Raw genomic sequence first — 15,972 nt, forward strand, 5'->3', positions numbered from 1 at the left:
ACATGATGAAGAAATATAAATCTTAAGTGAACAAGCTCACATCCCTTCACATGCTAGGATTATTATAGGGAGGCTTGCTTAAACGGGACTGAATTTTTTCTTAAAGAAGACTGAAACTATGGGATTCTAAACAAGAAAAAAGAGGCTGGGACAAAAGTCCTAGCCTCTCAATTGTCTTTGAATTGTCGAGCAAGACGCAGTGGTTGAGTGGACTCTACTAGGCTGATTTCATCAGCTTTTACAGCCCTACTAAACTGTGCGGAGGTGGGACGACGAAATCGAATTCTAACGAATTACCGATTTCTGTACCACTCTCTTTCATTTATCTAGACTGAAGCCTTGATAGCTTTCTCAACCGCTGCTTTTTCACGGGCAATCAAGTCAACACGCGCTGCGATTTCCTTGATTCCCATGCTGATGTTACGGCTGATAGCCATATCGTCTAGCTGCGGCTCAAAGAAGGCCTTATATTCTGCTAGTCTTTCTGCTGTTTTGAAGGCATTAGCTGGATAAATGACGAATTTGTCGAAGCTCATGTCGCCACCCAGAGCAGCCTTAATCCAATCCCAATTCTCACGCGCCCAGGTCCAAGCAGTAGCTTGAGTAAATTGGTGATTCAAGAGAGGGAGGTACCAACTCATAGCCAAATCTTGTGGTTTCACGATATCCTTGTTTTTCAAAGATTCCAAGATACGAGCAAGGGTTTCTGCGTCCTTAGTGTAAGCCAAAGCAGATGCCAATTGGCGTTTGAAGCTACCGTCGACTGTTGAAATATAATCATTCAAATATTGGTCAGCCAATTCTTTGCTCTCATCATGCTTGATTTGGTTGATGAGAATATGCAAGCGAATAGCCGCAGGCAATTTCTCCAAGTCCTCTTGATGAGCAGCAAAAATACGGCTTGCTTCTTGACTTGCTGCTTGATCATCAGCTGCAATCAGACCTCCTACAACGATCTGGCGAACCAACTCATCCTCATCACTTTCCCCTTCTTTTGCTTCAAAGCCTAGACGATCAAAGTTGAATTTGCTAAGTTTAACAACCAATTCATGATAGGCTTTCTCGCACTCGCTTCCTTCGTCCACAAAGAGCTTAAGACCATTCAAAACGGCTTTAACTCCTGAAACAACCAAATAGGAGGTTTCTTCTGTCAGTTTTTCAATTACAGGAACCAAATCAGCAAATGAAATGCTACCTGCTTCAGCCAAGAGACGGCGCTCTTGCACCACTTGAAGCTTGCTGGTGCTATCCAATTCTGTAATGGTATCTAAAATCTGCTCAAGCAAGACACCTTGATAGTCCGTGATATAGTGGGCCGTATTTTCCGTATTGAAGCGCAAGGCACCTTGGTTTTGAGCAGCCAAGGCAGAATAATTTGGAATTTCCAGCGTTTCTGTTTCCAGCGTATCTGGCAAACCTTTCCAGTTGCTATTTAAAGGCAAGACCCAAGTGCGTTTCTTATCTTCGTGCTCTCCGATAAAGAATTGTTTTTGAGAGAGTTTGAGCGTATCGTTTTCTACTGTAGCTGTCAAAACAGGGTAGCCTGGCTGTTCCAGCCAAGAATCCATAAAGGATGCTACATCACGACCAGAAGCAGCTCCCAAGGCATTCCAGAGGTCACGACCGATAGTATTTCCATACTGATGTTTAGCAAAGTAAGCATTCAAGCCTTTGGCAAAAGCCTCATCTCCCAACCAACGACGAAGCATGTGCATAAGGCGGCTTCCCTTAGCATAAACGATAGCCGGATCAAACAAAGTATTGATTTCGTCAGGGTGCTTCACTTCCACATGGACAGACTGAACTCCGTCTGTCGCATCCCGCTTAAGCGCCAAAGGCACACCTGTTGTTTGGAAATTCTCAAAGATATTCCAGCTTGGTTCAATCGCATTGACACAGACATATTCCATCATGTTGGCAAAGCTTTCATTGAGCCAAAGGTCATCCCACCACTTCATAGTGACCAAGTTTCCAAACCATTGGTGAGCCAACTCATGAGCAACGACAAGTGCTACATCTTGACGGCTGGATACCGTAGAATTTTCATCTACTAAGAGGTAAATCTCACGGTATGTGACCAGACCCCAGTTTTCCATAGCGCCAGATGAAAAGTCTGGCAGAGCTACATGAAGCGACTGAGGAATAGGGTATTTGACACCGTAATATTCTTCGTAAAATTCAATAGAGCGAACCGCAATGTCCAAAGCAAATTCTAAGTTGCTAGCTGGGTGAGCCTTGGTTGCATAAACACCGACCAAAGTGCCGTTTTTAGTTTTAGCAGTAATGCCTTGCATATCGCCTGCAGCAAAAGCCAAGAGATAGGAAGACATACGTGGAGTCGTTTCAAACTTCCAAATGCCAGTCGCTTTCCGGTTTTCAACGTCGATTTCAGGCATATTAGACAAGGCAAGTTCGCCTTCTGCTTGGTCAAATTTCAATGCCAAATCAAAAGTCGCTTTAGCTTCTGGCTCATCCACGCTAGGAAAGGCTTCACGGGCAAAATGGCTCTCAAACTGGGTAGAAATAATTTCTTTTTTCACTCCATCTACTGTATAGTAAGATGGGTAAATCCCTGTCATATTATCTGTAATCTTACCTGTATAGGTCAAGGTTACCTTCACAGGGCCTGCTGTTTCCAACTCAACATAAAGAGCTTCATTGTCATTATCAAGAGTGAAGGGACGAGCTTTTCCATCTACTTCCACGACCTCAATCGTCAAATCCTTTTGGTGTAAGGAAATTTTCTCAGCTTTAGCTTCACCACTAATGGTAACTTTCCCTGAGAAGGTCTTATCCGCACGATTCAAATCCAAAAAGAGATCATAGTGCTCTGGAACAAAAGTATCAATAAAATGTGCAACTGCTTGCATGTTTTTCTCCTCATCTAATTGAAGGGGCTGGTATTAAGCCAACCTCCATTCATGATTCATCTCTTACTATTCTACCATATTTAGTGACTTTATACTCATCCTAACTGACTCAAAATTGATTTTCATCTTCAGACATAATGTAATCATTTTAAAGCTATCCTGTTATTCTCTTTTCTCCTCCCCAAAACACAAAAAGACAAGCTTAGCCTGTCTTTTTAACATATATTATAATTCGATAATTTTACCCGTTTCAAAGTAAACAACCCACTCACAGATGTTTTTGGCATAATCGCCGATACGTTCCAAGAAAGAAATAACCTGGAAGTAATCACGGCCTGTAACGATAGCTTCAGGATTTTTCTTGATTTCTTCCGTAGCCAGGTCACGAATGCTATCAAAATAATGGTTGATTTTTTCATCCATGGCTGCTACTTCATAGGCTTGATCTACAGAACCATTCAGGTAGAGATCAAGGGCAGCTTCAACGAAATTTTTCACATCGCGGCCCATCTTTTTAATTTCGTCCTCGACAGCTGGAATACGCTGTTCACCCTTCATACGAATAGCTGCTTTTGCAATGGATACTGCATGGTCTCCCATACGCTCTAAGTCTGAAACAGCCTTTAGAACGGTTAAGACAGTACGAAGGTCTTGAGAAACAGGTTGTTGGAGGGCAATCATTTCAAATGATTTCTTTTCCAATTTCACTTCATATTCATTTACTTCTGCATCATCTTCGATGACTTCCTTTGCCAAGTCACGGTCATGCGTGACAAAAGCACGCACGGTGCGGTTGATTTGTGAGAGTACTTCTTGTCCCATGGCATAGAACTGGTTGTGCAATTTCTCCAAATCTTCTTCAAATTGAGATCGTAACATCATTCAACTCCTTATCCAAATTTTCCTGTAATATAATCTTCTGTTTCCTTATTTTGTGGGTTGAGGAACATCTCCTTAGTATCATTAAACTCGATCAAATCGCCACCCAAGAAGAAGCCCGTTTTATCCGAAAGCCGAGAAGCCTGCTGCATGGAGCGCGTCACCAAAAGCATGGTATAGGTGTCTTTGAGCCCATAGAGAGTTTCCTCAATCTTACCAGCAGAGATTGGATCTAGCGCAGATGTCGGCTCATCCAAGAGGATGATTTTCGGGCTGGTAGCTAAAACGCGTGCTACACAAATCCGCTGCTGTTGACCACCAGAGAGACCAATAGCCGAATCATGTAGACGGTCTTTCACTTCGTCCCAGATAGAAGCCCCAATCAAGGATCGCTCTACCGCTTCATCTAAAACCTGTTTATCCTTAATACCATTGATACGCAGTCCATAGACAACATTTTCATAAATGGTCATTGGGAATGGATTAGGCTGCTGGAAAACCATGCCAATTTCCTTACGCAACTCCACCGTATCTGTCCGAGGACTGTAGATATTGTGACCGTTATAGATGACAGTGCCTGTCGTTGTTACTTCTGGATTCAAATCGCCCATACGGTTGATAGCCTTGAGCAAGGTAGATTTCCCTGAACCGGACGGTCCAATCAAGGCAGTGATTTCATTAGGCATAAAGTCCAAGGAGACACTATTAAGTGCTTTCTTTTTATTATAATAAACCGACAAGTCCTTGACTTGCAAAATAGGTTCTGTCATAAGTTCATTCCTTTAGTTTCTTCACCTTTAACCGAAATGACCAGAAACATAGTCATTGGTCGACTGCAATTTGGCATTTTGGAAAATATTGGCAGTTTTGTCGTACTCAATCAAATCCCCCAGATAAAAGAAGCCGGTGTAGTCACTGGCCCGGGCAGCCTGCTGCATATTGTGAGTCACGATGATGATCGTATAGTCCTTTTTGAGCTCAAACATGGTCTCTTCCAGCTGCATGGTCGCAATCGGATCCAGCGCAGAAGCCGGCTCGTCCATAAGCAAGATATCTGGCTTGACTGAGATAGCTCGGGCAATACAGAGTCGCTGCTGCTGGCCGCCTGACAAGGTCAAGGCTGATTTATGAAGATCATCCTTGACTTGGTCCCAAAGCGCGGCTTGCTTGAGCGAAGTTTCAACAAGTTCATCCAAAATATTTTTATCTTTTACACCAGCACGTTCATGGGCAAAGGTAATGTTGCGATAAATAGACTTGGCAAATGGATTGGGACGTTGAAAGACCATGCCGATGTGCTTACGCATTTCGTAAACGTTGATATCAGACCGATTGACGTCTATTCCTTGGTAAAGAATTTGCCCTGTTACCTTAGCAATATCAATCGTGTCATTCATACGATTAAGACTGCGGAGATAGGTAGATTTCCCTGAGCCAGACGGTCCAATCAAAGCTGTGATTTTATTCTTTTCAAACTGCATATCAATACCCTTGATGGATTCTTTTTTACCATAGTAAACATGCAAATCCTTGGTCGAAAGGGCTACCTTTTCTTCAGGAAAAGTAATGATATGTTTTTCATTCCAATTATATTCTGTCATTGCTTCTCCTTTATGCAGAGGTTAATTTCTTGTGCAAGTAGGAACCGAGTTTGCGGGCTCCAAAGTTGAAAATCAAGATGAAAATCAGAAGCACTGCTGCTGATCCAGCTGACACCACAGTTCCATCAGGAATGGTTCCTTCACTATTGACTTTCCAGATATGGACGGCCAGCGTCTCCGCCTGCCGGAAAATCGAAATCGGACTGGTAATGCTGAAAATGTTCCAGTTAGACCAATCCAGAGCCGGCGCAGATTGACCTGCGGTGTAAATCAAGGCAGCTGCTTCACCGAAAATCCGACCAGAAGCAAGGACAATCCCTGTCACAATACCTGGCAGAGCCTCTGGAATGACCACATGCAGCACTGTTTCCCAGCGGGAAATTCCAAGAGCCAATCCTGCTTCACGCTGTGTATGGTGAACGTGGCGTAAGCTGTCCTCGACATTCCGAGTCATCTGAGGCAGATTGAAGACAGTCAGCGCCAAGGCACCAGAGATGATAGAAAAGCCATACTCAAACTGGACAACGAAAATCAAATAGCCAAAGAGTCCGACTACCACAGATGGCAGAGAGGACAGGATTTCAATACAGGTACGGACAAAATTAGTCACTGGACCTTTTTTAGCGTACTCAGCCAGATAGACTCCCGCTCCCATCGAAAGGGGAACAGAGATAATCAGAGTAATCACCAGTAGGAAGAAGGAATTGTAGAGCTGAATCCCAATACCACCGCCAGCTTGATAAGAAGAAGATTTCCCTGTCAAGAAAGACCAGGAAATATGCGGCAATCCTCTTACCAGAATATAAAGAATCAGAGAGGCAAGGATAGCAACAATGATACCAGCTATCGTGTAGAGGATACCAGTCGCCAATTTATCTAATTTCTTAGCGTGCATAGTTTTTCTTACCTCTTTCTTTTGTAATCAGTTTAATGACACTGTTAAAGGCCAAGCTCATCATCAAGAGCACCAGAGCCAGAGACCAGAGAACGTTATTGTCCACTGTTCCCATAACGGTATTTCCGATTCCCATGGTCAAAACGGAAGTCAGGGTCGCCGCAGGTGTTGTCAAAGAGGTTGGAATCACCGCAGAGTTACCGACAACCATTTGAATGGCCAAGGCTTCACCGAAGGCACGTGCCATTCCAAAGACCACAGCTGTAAAGATACCAGAGCGAGCAGCCTTTAGCGTTACCCGCCAAATGGTCTGCCAGCGCGTTGCACCCATAGCCAGACTTGCTTCACGGTAGTGACGTGGCACAGCACGCAGACTGTCCGTCGTCATAAAGGTGACGGTCGGCAAAATCATGACAAAGAGCACAAAAATACCAGACAAAATCCCAAAACCAGTACCGCCAAAAACAGTCCGAACAAAAGGAACCACAACCTGCAAACCGATGAATCCGTAAACAACAGACGGAATCCCAACTAAAAGCTCAATCGCCGGTTGCAGTATCTTTGCTCCTTTTGGAGACACCTCTGTCATAAAGACGGCTGCTCCAATAGCAAATGGCGTTGCAATCAATGCTGACAAAATCGTAACAATGAAAGAACCCAAGATCATGGGTAGAGCACCGAATTCCTTACCTGACGGATTCCAAGTGGAGCCAAATAAGAATTCAAATACATTGACTCCGTTGACAAAGAAGGTCGATAAGCCCTTTTGCGCCACGAAGATTAGAATCATGGCTACAATCAGGACGATTAAAGACAGGCAGGCAAAGGTGATATATTTACCAAATTTTTCCAGACGAGAGTTTTTCGAAGGGGATAGTAATTTTTTTGCTAATTCTTCATTTCTCATTTGCTATCTCCTTTTAAGCTCGTAACATTTCCATCAGCATCTTTGCTGACCTGCATTTCCTTGATGGAAATATAGCCCATTCCTGAGACGATTCCATCCTGAACTTCATCTGACAGCATGTAGTTCAGAAACTCTGCTGCAAGACCAGTCGGCTTGCCCAATGTATACATATGCTCATAAGACCATAGCGGCCAAGCATTGGTCGCAACATTCTTAGCCGTTGGCTCGTAGCCATTGAGCTTCAAAGTCTTGACAGAATCATCCACATAAGCAAAGGCAAGATAAGAAATGGCTCCCGGTGTTTGAGAAACAATGGACTTAACCATCCCATTTGAATCCTGCTCCTGACTTTGAACGGCTGATTTACCATTCATGATGACACTGTCAAACGTAGCTCGAGAACCAGAACTTGCCGCACGGTTGATGATGGAAATCTCTAGGTTTTTCCCACCCAGCTGCTTCCAGTTGGTCACTTCACCAGTAAAAATCTTCTGCAGTTGCTCCGCCGTTAAATTATCGACAGACACTTCTTTATTAACAATCACGGCAATTCCAGCGACTGCTACCTTGTGGTCAACAAGGGCTGAAGCATTAATCCCTTCTTTTTCCTCAGCAAACACATCTGAGTTGCCAATTTCAACCGCGCCAGACTGAACCTGAGACAAGCCAGTACCTGATCCGCCACCTTGAACATTGACTGTTTTTCCAATATTTGCCGAACCAAACTCATCCGCTGCAGCTTCAACAAGCGGCTGAAGAGCTGTCGAACCAACGGCAGTCATGGACTCCCCACGGTCAATCCAGCTGGAACAGGCTGATAGGCTGACTGCAAATAGCACTAGAACCGCTGACAAAATCAGCTTATATTTTTTCTTCACCATTTTTTTCCTCGAAATCTTGAGAATAATAGTGGAATGTCTATTTGAAAGAAACTGAAAATCCCACTATATCCACTATAACATAGAAAGAGGGCTTTGCCTAGTCTTTTGAACGAAAGCGAAGCCCCTTTGGGAAATAATTTTTCAAGGTATTTCCAGTAATTTTTGCAAAACCCAGACCATTGCCTTGGGCAAGTACTTGATACCAGCCATTTGGATAGTTTTGTGAGAGTTGAACTGTCTCGCCTGCTACATATTTGCTAAAGGCCTCATCATCAATCTCAAGGACAGAGACGACTTCACTGGGCCTCAAGGCTAAACCTAAGGCGAAGCTCGGTTCAAAGCGATTTTTCTTAAATTCACCCAGATGCAGGCCATTGCGAGCAATTTTCAGCTTGGACATGTCTGGTAGTCCAGCTGGCACCAGATACAGATTGTCCCCAAATGTCTCTAAATGGCCTTCTGGCTCAATTTTTAGATGCTTTTTCTGGAAATCTTGCCAGAGTTTTCTTTGCTCAGCTGTCAATTTATTTCTGGCAGCCTTGATTTTTTTAGCAGACTGGCTTCCTGTAAAGCGAAATTTCGCTACAAATTGTCCTTCTCCTTTGAAATGGTGGGGATACATACGAGCTGTTTCTGGAAAATCAATCCCTGCCACCATGCCATTGACTTTTGGTATTTCAAGCAATTCCAAAGGAAAATTCTCTAAAAGCCAAGCGACAATTTCTTCATTTTCTTCAGGTGCCCAGGTGCAGGTCGAATAAACCAACTGCCCGCCTGTCGCCAACATCTTGACAGCGTCCGCTAAAATTTCTCGCTGCAGACGTGCACACTGAGCAGGATATTCTGAGTTCCAATACTGGGTCGCATCTGGCTGCTTGCGAAACATCCCTTCGCCAGAGCAAGGAGCATCCAGAACAATGAGGTCAAAATAGCCCTGATAAACCTTAGCCAATCTATCGGCAGATTCGTTGGTGACAAGGACATTTCGCGCTCCAAAACGCTCAATGTTTTCTACCAAAATTTTACTGCGTTTGGCATTGATTTCGTTAGAAACCAGCACACCTGTATTTCTCAGATAAGAGAGTAAGTGGGTAGATTTCCCGCCAGGTGCGGCAGCCAAGTCCAAAACTTTCATTCCCTTTTGCGGTGCTGCAACCTGGGCAACCATCTGGGCAGCTGGCTCTTGAGAATAAACCAGCCCCGTGACGTGTTCTACCGACTTACCAGACATTTTTCCATAATAGCCCCAGTCTGTGTTTGGTATAGCATTCACAAAATCTTTCTGATTCTCTTTTAAAGGATTGCTTCGAAAGGCTGAAATCGGCTCTTGATCAAAAGTCGCAAAAAAAGCCTCTGCTTCCTTCCCCAAGAGCTCCTCATACTTTTCCTTAAAACCTACTGGAAAGTCCATACTAGCCTTTTCCCTTTCGTAAATACTCTTGTAATTCGTCTAACTTACACTTTGGTGCAATCATAATCGGCTCCTGAGTCTGAAAATTCGGCTGTTCGCCATCAAGAGTCTGAATGACGAAGCCTAATTTGTCAGCCATCACATAGGCCGCCGCATAGTCCCAAGGCCAATTATAAGAGAAATAGGCGGCTAATCCACCAGCCAAGGTCTTAGCAAAACTAATCCCAGCACTGCCATAGACACGCACCCCCAAGCAATCACGAGCTAAATCAGCTAGTCCCCAGTGATTATGCTCCAGCATACTAGCATTTGAAGCCATAAGATATTGCTGCAAGGGCTTGTCGATAAAAGCAGACAACTTTCTGTCATTGCAGTACACATCAAAAGCCCCGCCTCCGTGAAAAAGCTGGTCTCTTGTCACATCGTAAATCAAGCCGAACTTGCCCTGCCCATTTTCAAAATAAGCCAACATAATAGCAAAATCAGCCCGCTGGGTAATGAAATTATTGGTGCCATCAATGGGATCAATCACCCATACATTACCATCCGCTATGTCGTGTCGCAGGTCATTTTCCTCAGCCAAAATCGCGTCGTTCGGATACTGAGCTAAAATTTTCCCAACCAAATCATCTTGGATGAAGCGGTCCATTTGAGTCACCAAGTCAGTCGGGCTGCTCTTTTGTACGACATCCAAATCATCATAGAGATGGTCTCTTAAAAAAGCACCTGCCTGATAAACTATTTCTTTCGCAAAATGAAATTTATTTTCCAAGAGAAATCATTCCTTTCCCTTTCCTTTTTGCCTCCTGAACAGCGCGATAAAGAGAATAGCCACTAACCGTCTCAAACTCACGGCCTAGTCGCTTCTCTTCTCCCTTGCTGGGAACAACTTTCTTGAAGACTGCATAGGACTGGAGCAGTTTCTCCGCTTGAATCTTCTGTTCATAGGCTTGCTCTACATCATTAAAAAAAGAAAGCACTGAAGCAAGCTCTTCAGTGCTCCACGATAAGTCTAGTGGGTAACTATAATTTTTTTCCATATTTAAATATCAGCACGCATAGTTGCGGCTCTGAGTTCTTCCTTCCGATAACCCCTAGGCAAGAAAGCACGAATTTCATCTTCATTGAAGCCGATTTGCATTCGTTTACCATCGAGGATAATTGGGCGACGCAAAAGACTAGGATTTTCCTCAATCAGCTTAATGAGCGTTGAAATCGATAAATCCTCTACATCTAAATCTAGTTTTTGAAAAATTTTTGAGCGGGTTGAGATGATGTCATCAGTGCCATTTTCTGTCAATGAAAGAATGTGTTGCAATTCTGGAGCAGACAGAGGGCTCGTCATGATATTATGCTCCGTAAATGGAACTTCATGACTAATCAACCAAGCACGCGCCTTGCGACAGGAAGTGCAGCTAGGCGATAAAAATAGTGTAATCATGCTGTTCTCTTCTTATTTTTATATAGTAACTAACTCTATTATACTAAATTTTATCTCTCTTGACTAGATATTTTTAAGAATCGGCTTGAAATACTAAGAAAAATATCAAAAACTGACATTTATTCCGAACATTCCCAGTTTCTTGCCACTTCTTCATCACTCTTTAACTGAGCAACCAGTTCTTCAATACCATCAAATTTGACCATATCACGAATCTTGTCCAGCCAGATAATTCGAATCGTATCGCCATAGATTTCCTCCGCAAAGTCAAATAGATTGGCCTCAAACCGAAGTTCATCTCCTTCAAAGGTTACATTTTTTCCGACACTAGCCATTCCTCGATAAATCTTGCCATTGTGCTCAACATCTACCACATAGACTCCATCTGCTGGCAAAATCACGCGATCCAATGGTGCTAGATTAGCAGTTGGGTAGCCAATGGTGCGCCCTCTAGCATTGCCATGAACCACAATGCCCCGAGTAGAGAGTGGATAGCCTAATAGCTGATGCGCCTTGGAAACATCACCATTTTGAATAGTCTCTCTAATCCGAGTAGAAGAGATTTTTTCCTCATCTTGATTAACTGATGAGACGATGACAATCTGACCATCGAAATAGTCTGCAAGCTCCTCTGACTTTCTCTTGTCAGATCCAAAATGGTAATCAAAACCTGCCACAACTGCCTTTGCTTTAAGCGCAGCAACGTACTTATCAAAAAATTCTCGGGCCGTATTTTTAGAAAAATGGCTAGTAAAGTCAATCAAGTAAAGGTAGTCCACACCCAAATTTTCTAAGTGAGCAGCGCGTTCCTCAGGATGATTCAAATGCAACATCAACTCTGGCTGATAGCGGACAAAAGCTAATTTGGGTGACTCAGGAAAGGTCAAAACAGCAATCTTCAATCCTTGCTCTTCTGCGATTTTCCTTGCTTCCTTAAAAAGTCTCTGATGTCCCTTATGCAGGCCGTCAAAATAGCCTAGCACCAAGACAGTATCTTCTTCCTGCTTTATCTCTAATTCATTATTTATTCGTCTTATTTTCATCATTTTTCTATTTTACTATGTATCCGCTTTTTTTACAACAAATTAAATCCCATGAAAAGAACTTCCATCGCTCCAAGAAAACACCTTGCTATCTCTAACAAAGTGTCTCTGTAAATATCTAAAACTACACTGATTACTGGCGATCATCATAGCCATTTGGATGACTGGAATGCCATTTCCAAGCGGTTTCAATAATGGTTTCGATATTGTCAAATTTCGGCTGCCAGCCCAGAATCCTTCTTGCTTTCTCAGAGGAAGCAATCAGCGTATCCGGATCCCCTGGGCGCCGCTCTGCTATTTCCAAAGGAATCGGATGGCCGGTCACCTTTCGTGCTGCTTCTACAATTTGAAGGTTAGAAAATCCAGTTGAAGAGCCAAGGTTAAAGGCATCTGAAGGTTGTCCGGAACGCAGATGCTCGACAGCCAAAATATGGGCGTCAGCCAAGTCGAAAGGATGGACATAATCGCGGACATTGGTCCCGTCCGGAGTATCGTAATCGTCTCCAAAGACGGCAATCTTCTCACGTTTGCCCTGAGCCACCTGGAGCACAATAGGCAAGAGATGGGTTTCAGGCCCGTGATCCTCACCGATTGAACCGTCAGGCTTGGCACCAGCTACATTAAAATAACGAAGGGCTACAAACTTGATTCCATAGGCCTGGTCTGCCCAGCGCATAATGGTCTCCATCATAAGCTTGCTCTCACCATAAGGATTGATCGGCTTTTGCGGAGTCGTTTCCAGTATCGGCACTTCCTCAGGAATACCATAAGTCGCCGCTGTCGAAGAAAAGACAATGTTTTTAACGCCGCATTCCTGCATGACCTCCAAAAGAGAAACCATGCCAGCCGTGTTATTATCAAAATACTTGAGCGGGTCCGCCATAGACTCTGCTACAAGTGAAAAGGCAGCAAAGTGAATGACTGCATCAATAGATGGATGATTGGCAAATACACTACGCATAAAATCCTTATCAGCTAAATCGCCCTCATAAAAGACTGCCTGCGGATGAACCGCTGCGCGATGGCCGGTCACCAAATTATCAACGACAACCACCTCTTCCTTGCCTGCTTCTACCAAACGGTCTACCATGTGCGAGCCGATATAACCAGCTCCGCCTAATACTAAAATTGCCATGTTTCTCTCTTTCTTGTCTTGATTTATACTTTAACTATTTTATAAAAAATAAGGACGAATGAAAACTCTCACTGCAATTATTCCTCTTTCAAACCAACAGATTGGACAAAGCGCATGAAAGCCTCCTTGCCCTCCTCAGTTCGCTTGTAAACTCCCGCGTCTTCCAGCACACGGCTAAAAATTTGTCCAATCGATGCCTGAACTACTCCTTCCACCGTCTCAGCGGTAACATCTGGATTCTGGTCTTTGAGTTGATTGGCCCACTCTTGATGATAGCCAGCAACCTGACATTCTTCTCCCAGCAAGAAAAGTTCCACCTGCTTGAGTTCTTCCTTGAGCCGAGGCGGGAGAATAGCCAGCCCCATAACTTCAATTAGACCGATATTTTCTTTCTTAATATGCTGAACATCTCTATGAGGATGGTAAATGCCGTCAGGATGTTCTGAGGAAGTTTGATTGTCCCGCAAGACCAAGTCTAGCTCAAAAAATATATCTTTTCTGCGAGCAATCGGTGTGATAGTATGATGCGCTTCACCCTCAGACTCTGCCAAGACTTGCACACTTGGGTCAGAATAAGTCCGCCAAGCTTGCAAGATCTTGTCAGCCAACTCAATCAACTGTTCCTTATTCTCAGATCTCAGCCGAATGACGGACATGGGCCATTTGACAATGCCTGCTTCCACCTCTTCAAATCCTCTAAAAGTAAAGCTGCAATCCAGTTCTGCTATTTCCATAGGGAAGGTATGACGTCCGCCCTGATAGTGGTCGTGGGTCAGGATGGAGCCACCGACAATAGGCAGGTCGGCGTTGGATCCTGCAAAATAGCCTGGAAAAGTCTCGACGATGTCCAGCAGGCGCTCAAAGGTCAGCCGGCTGATAGCCATAGGAAGGTGCTGGCTGTGCAGAAAGATGCAATGCTCATTAAAGTAGGCATAGGGCGAATACTGGAAGCCCCATTCCTGTCCGGCCAAATCGAATCGAATAATCCGATGGTTAGCGCGGGCAGGGTGATCCAAGCGGCCTTGGTAGCCTTCATTTTCCATGCATAATTGACAGGTTGGATAATTGCTGTTTTTTGCCTTTTTAGCTGCCGCAATTTCCTTGGGATCCTTTTCTGGCTTAGAGAGATTGACGGTGATTTCCAAATCTCCATATTCAGTCGGTGCTTTGAAAGCAATGTTTTTCGCAATCGCCTTGACCTTGATATAGTCATTCTTTTGACTAAGCTGATAAAAATCAGCCACAGCTTGCTCAGGATTGGAGCCATAAGTCGTCCAGAAGTCCCGATTGAGCCGGCTAGGGGCTGGAGTGATCAAGTCCATCAGCTCTGCTCCCAGTATATCTTGCTCAGCCAGGGTAGCACCAATCTCCCCACTCTTTACAGCTGCACCCACCAAGTCATCTTTGAGGTCAATTAGCTGCTCAGCCTCAGTTTCCAGCTCTGCCACTGCCTCTCCGACCAAAGCCATGACACGGTTTCGCAGATAAATGGCGTCCATTTTCTCAAAAATACTATTGTCAATTATTGCAGATACAAAAGCATCCAGTAACTTTTTGGACATATATCTTCCTTTCTCTTGCTAGTAAAGGGCTGGCATTGCTGTCAGCCCAAGTTTCTTTTCTGTGATTTAGTCCAGCACTCTGCTTCCACCAGCTACTTCTGCAATGTAAAAGCTAGGGGCATAGCCGACGACTTCTTGATACTTGTGGCCGACATTTTCTTTGAAAGATTCCACCGCATCCTTAGCAACTAAAGCAATGGCGCAACCACCGAAGCCTGCTCCAGTCATACGAGCCCCCAGAACACCTTCTTGCTCCCAGGCTGTGTGAACCAAGGTGTCCAGCTCTAGACCAGTCACTTCATAGTCATGCTCCAATGAAACATGGGAGGCATTCATGAGACGGCCAAACTTGTCAAGATCGCCTGCCTGCAAAGCTGCCCGTGCTTGCAAAGTACGTTGATTTTCCAAAACAGCATGGCGAGCCCGTTTGAGACGATTTTCGTCCTCTATCAGATAGCTATACTCATCAAAGGCCCACTCGTCCAACTCACCCAAGGTAGCGATAGACAGCTTGCGGTTCAATTCTTCAACAGCTTTTTCGCACTCCGCCCGACGCTCATTGTATTTAGAGTCAGCTAACTCACGACGCTTATTGGTATTCATAATCACTACGACATTGTCCTTGAGATCAAGCGGCACCAAGTCATATTCAAGAGTATTGGTGTCTAAGTAAATAGCCCGCTGGTCAGCACCCATTCCAATAGCAAACTGGTCCATGATGCCAGAATTAACCCCGATAAATTCATTCTCAGTTAATTTACCAATTTTCACTAAGTCCAGACGCTCCAAGTGCAAATCAAAGAGTTTCTCAGCAATAACACCCGTCAAAAGCTCTATAGATGCAGAAGAAGACAAGCCCGATCCGTTGGGAATATTTCCATAAACATAGATATCCATTCCTCGGTCAATTTTATGACCCGCCTCTTGCAGAAAATACAAAACTCCTTTCGGATAGTTGGTCCAGTTATGCTCAGGCTCAAAGTGCAGGTTTTCCAGTGGCACTTCAATAATCCCTTTTTCTTCAAAATTCCCTGAGAAGAATCGCAAGAGCTGATCGTCCCGCTTGCGAGCCGCTCCATAAGTTCCTAGGGAAATTGCTGCAGGAAAGACATGACCGCCGTTATAGTCCGTATGCTCACCAATCAGATTGATCCGACCAGGTGAAAAGAATGTGTGATCCGCTTCTACTCCAAAAACTTTGGCAAAATCTGCGCGGACTTGCTCCGCTGAAAGTACGTTTGACATAAACTAAACTCCTTTAAAATGAATGATCGACATTGTAATCGTTTCCTTATTTTTATTATATCTGTTTTCGAGTAAAACTTCAATAAATTTAGTAAATTTTTA

15 protein-coding genes are annotated in these 15,972 nt (G+C 44.0%); all 15 read right to left on the reverse strand.

The genetic code is table 11. The features are described from left to right. Positions 1–326: 326 nt before the first annotated feature. Positions 327–2,870 carry a M1 family metallopeptidase gene (locus tag FZ941_RS01375; RefSeq protein ID WP_148886563.1) on the reverse strand — a complete coding sequence of 848 codons (2,544 nt, stop codon included), beginning with the start codon at positions 2,868–2,870 and terminating at the stop codon, positions 327–329. Between the two features lie 225 nt (positions 2,871–3,095). Beyond that, positions 3,096–3,749: a phosphate signaling complex protein PhoU gene (phoU, locus tag FZ941_RS01380; RefSeq protein WP_005591940.1), complete on the reverse strand. Its 654-nt coding sequence runs from the start codon at positions 3,747–3,749 to the stop codon at positions 3,096–3,098. Positions 3,750–3,760: 11 nt separating this feature from the next. Then, positions 3,761–4,519 carry a phosphate ABC transporter ATP-binding protein PstB gene (pstB, locus tag FZ941_RS01385; RefSeq protein WP_148886564.1) on the reverse strand — a complete coding sequence of 253 codons (759 nt, stop codon included), beginning with the start codon at positions 4,517–4,519 and terminating at the stop codon, positions 3,761–3,763. A gap of 27 nt (positions 4,520–4,546) precedes the next feature. After that, a complete protein-coding gene (gene pstB, locus FZ941_RS01390; RefSeq protein WP_005590257.1) occupies positions 4,547–5,350 on the reverse strand; it encodes a phosphate ABC transporter ATP-binding protein PstB in 804 nt (267 codons plus the stop codon). A 10-nt stretch (positions 5,351–5,360) separates the two neighbouring features. After that, positions 5,361–6,245, reverse strand: a complete 885-nt coding sequence (gene pstA / locus FZ941_RS01395) for a phosphate ABC transporter permease PstA (protein ID WP_037615389.1) — start codon at positions 6,243–6,245, stop codon at positions 5,361–5,363. Next, positions 6,235–7,152 (reverse strand): phosphate ABC transporter permease subunit PstC, encoded by a 918-nt coding sequence (gene pstC, locus FZ941_RS01400; RefSeq protein ID WP_005590255.1) that lies wholly within the window; start codon positions 7,150–7,152, stop codon positions 6,235–6,237. The genes pstA and pstC overlap by 11 nt, the downstream gene beginning before the upstream one ends. Further along, positions 7,149–8,033, reverse strand: a complete 885-nt coding sequence (locus FZ941_RS01405) for a phosphate ABC transporter substrate-binding protein PstS family protein (protein ID WP_148886565.1) — start codon at positions 8,031–8,033, stop codon at positions 7,149–7,151. The genes pstC and FZ941_RS01405 overlap by 4 nt, the downstream gene beginning before the upstream one ends. A gap of 97 nt (positions 8,034–8,130) precedes the next feature. After that, positions 8,131–9,444, reverse strand: coding sequence for an RsmF rRNA methyltransferase first C-terminal domain-containing protein (locus tag FZ941_RS01410; RefSeq protein ID WP_148886566.1), 1,314 nt, complete (start codon positions 9,442–9,444; stop codon positions 8,131–8,133). A 1-nt stretch (position 9,445) separates the two neighbouring features. Continuing rightward, positions 9,446–10,216 carry an inositol monophosphatase family protein gene (locus FZ941_RS01415; RefSeq protein ID WP_148886567.1) on the reverse strand — a complete coding sequence of 257 codons (771 nt, stop codon included), beginning with the start codon at positions 10,214–10,216 and terminating at the stop codon, positions 9,446–9,448. Beyond that, complete coding sequence (locus FZ941_RS01420; RefSeq protein WP_005590249.1) at positions 10,206–10,484, reverse strand: UPF0223 family protein; 279 nt, start codon at positions 10,482–10,484, stop codon at positions 10,206–10,208. The genes FZ941_RS01415 and FZ941_RS01420 overlap by 11 nt, the downstream gene beginning before the upstream one ends. 2 nt (positions 10,485–10,486) lie before the next feature. Next, positions 10,487–10,885 (reverse strand): Spx/MgsR family RNA polymerase-binding regulatory protein, encoded by a 399-nt coding sequence (locus FZ941_RS01425; protein ID WP_015604875.1) that lies wholly within the window; start codon positions 10,883–10,885, stop codon positions 10,487–10,489. Positions 10,886–11,004: 119 nt separating this feature from the next. Further along, entirely contained in the window at positions 11,005–11,928 is a 924-nt protein-coding gene (locus tag FZ941_RS01430) for a bifunctional riboflavin kinase/FAD synthetase (protein ID WP_316246079.1), read from the reverse strand. Between the two features lie 133 nt (positions 11,929–12,061). After that, the gene (gene galE / locus FZ941_RS01435) at positions 12,062–13,063 is read right to left on the reverse strand and encodes a UDP-glucose 4-epimerase GalE (RefSeq protein WP_148886569.1); all 1,002 of its coding nucleotides are present in this window, start codon (positions 13,061–13,063) and stop codon (positions 12,062–12,064) included. Between the two features lie 77 nt (positions 13,064–13,140). Further along, positions 13,141–14,625, reverse strand: coding sequence for a UDP-glucose--hexose-1-phosphate uridylyltransferase (galT, locus tag FZ941_RS01440; protein WP_148886570.1), 1,485 nt, complete (start codon positions 14,623–14,625; stop codon positions 13,141–13,143). 66 nt (positions 14,626–14,691) lie between these two features. Further along, positions 14,692–15,870, reverse strand: coding sequence for a galactokinase (locus FZ941_RS01445; RefSeq protein WP_148886571.1), 1,179 nt, complete (start codon positions 15,868–15,870; stop codon positions 14,692–14,694). Between the last annotated feature and the right edge of the window lie 102 nt (positions 15,871–15,972).

The organism is Streptococcus sp. Marseille-P6264, assembly GCF_902460355.1.
Lineage (GTDB): Bacteria > Bacillota > Bacilli > Lactobacillales > Streptococcaceae > Streptococcus.

Bases quoted from the DNA above. Each gene is read 5' to 3' on its own strand.
- pstB (WP_148886564.1), bottom strand. From the start codon at position 4,519: ATGACAGAACCTATTTTGCAAGTCAAGGACTTGTCGGTTTATTATAAT.
- FZ941_RS01430 (WP_316246079.1), bottom strand. From the start codon at position 11,928: ATGAAAATAAGACGAATAAATAATGAATTAGAGATAAAGCAGGAAGAA.
- FZ941_RS01375 (WP_148886563.1), bottom strand. From the start codon at position 2,870: ATGCAAGCAGTTGCACATTTTATTGATACTTTTGTTCCAGAGCACTAT.
- FZ941_RS01425 (WP_015604875.1), bottom strand. From the start codon at position 10,885: ATGATTACACTATTTTTATCGCCTAGCTGCACTTCCTGTCGCAAGGCG.
- pstC (WP_005590255.1), bottom strand. From the start codon at position 7,152: ATGAGAAATGAAGAATTAGCAAAAAAATTACTATCCCCTTCGAAAAAC.
- pstA (WP_037615389.1), bottom strand. From the start codon at position 6,245: ATGCACGCTAAGAAATTAGATAAATTGGCGACTGGTATCCTCTACACG.
- FZ941_RS01405 (WP_148886565.1), bottom strand. From the start codon at position 8,033: ATGGTGAAGAAAAAATATAAGCTGATTTTGTCAGCGGTTCTAGTGCTA.
- galE (WP_148886569.1), bottom strand. From the start codon at position 13,063: ATGGCAATTTTAGTATTAGGCGGAGCTGGTTATATCGGCTCGCACATG.
- FZ941_RS01420 (WP_005590249.1), bottom strand. From the start codon at position 10,484: ATGGAAAAAAATTATAGTTACCCACTAGACTTATCGTGGAGCACTGAA.
- FZ941_RS01410 (WP_148886566.1), bottom strand. From the start codon at position 9,444: ATGGACTTTCCAGTAGGTTTTAAGGAAAAGTATGAGGAGCTCTTGGGG.
- galT (WP_148886570.1), bottom strand. From the start codon at position 14,625: ATGTCCAAAAAGTTACTGGATGCTTTTGTATCTGCAATAATTGACAAT.
- pstB (WP_005590257.1), bottom strand. From the start codon at position 5,350: ATGACAGAATATAATTGGAATGAAAAACATATCATTACTTTTCCTGAA.
- phoU (WP_005591940.1), bottom strand. From the start codon at position 3,749: ATGTTACGATCTCAATTTGAAGAAGATTTGGAGAAATTGCACAACCAG.
- FZ941_RS01445 (WP_148886571.1), bottom strand. From the start codon at position 15,870: ATGTCAAACGTACTTTCAGCGGAGCAAGTCCGCGCAGATTTTGCCAAA.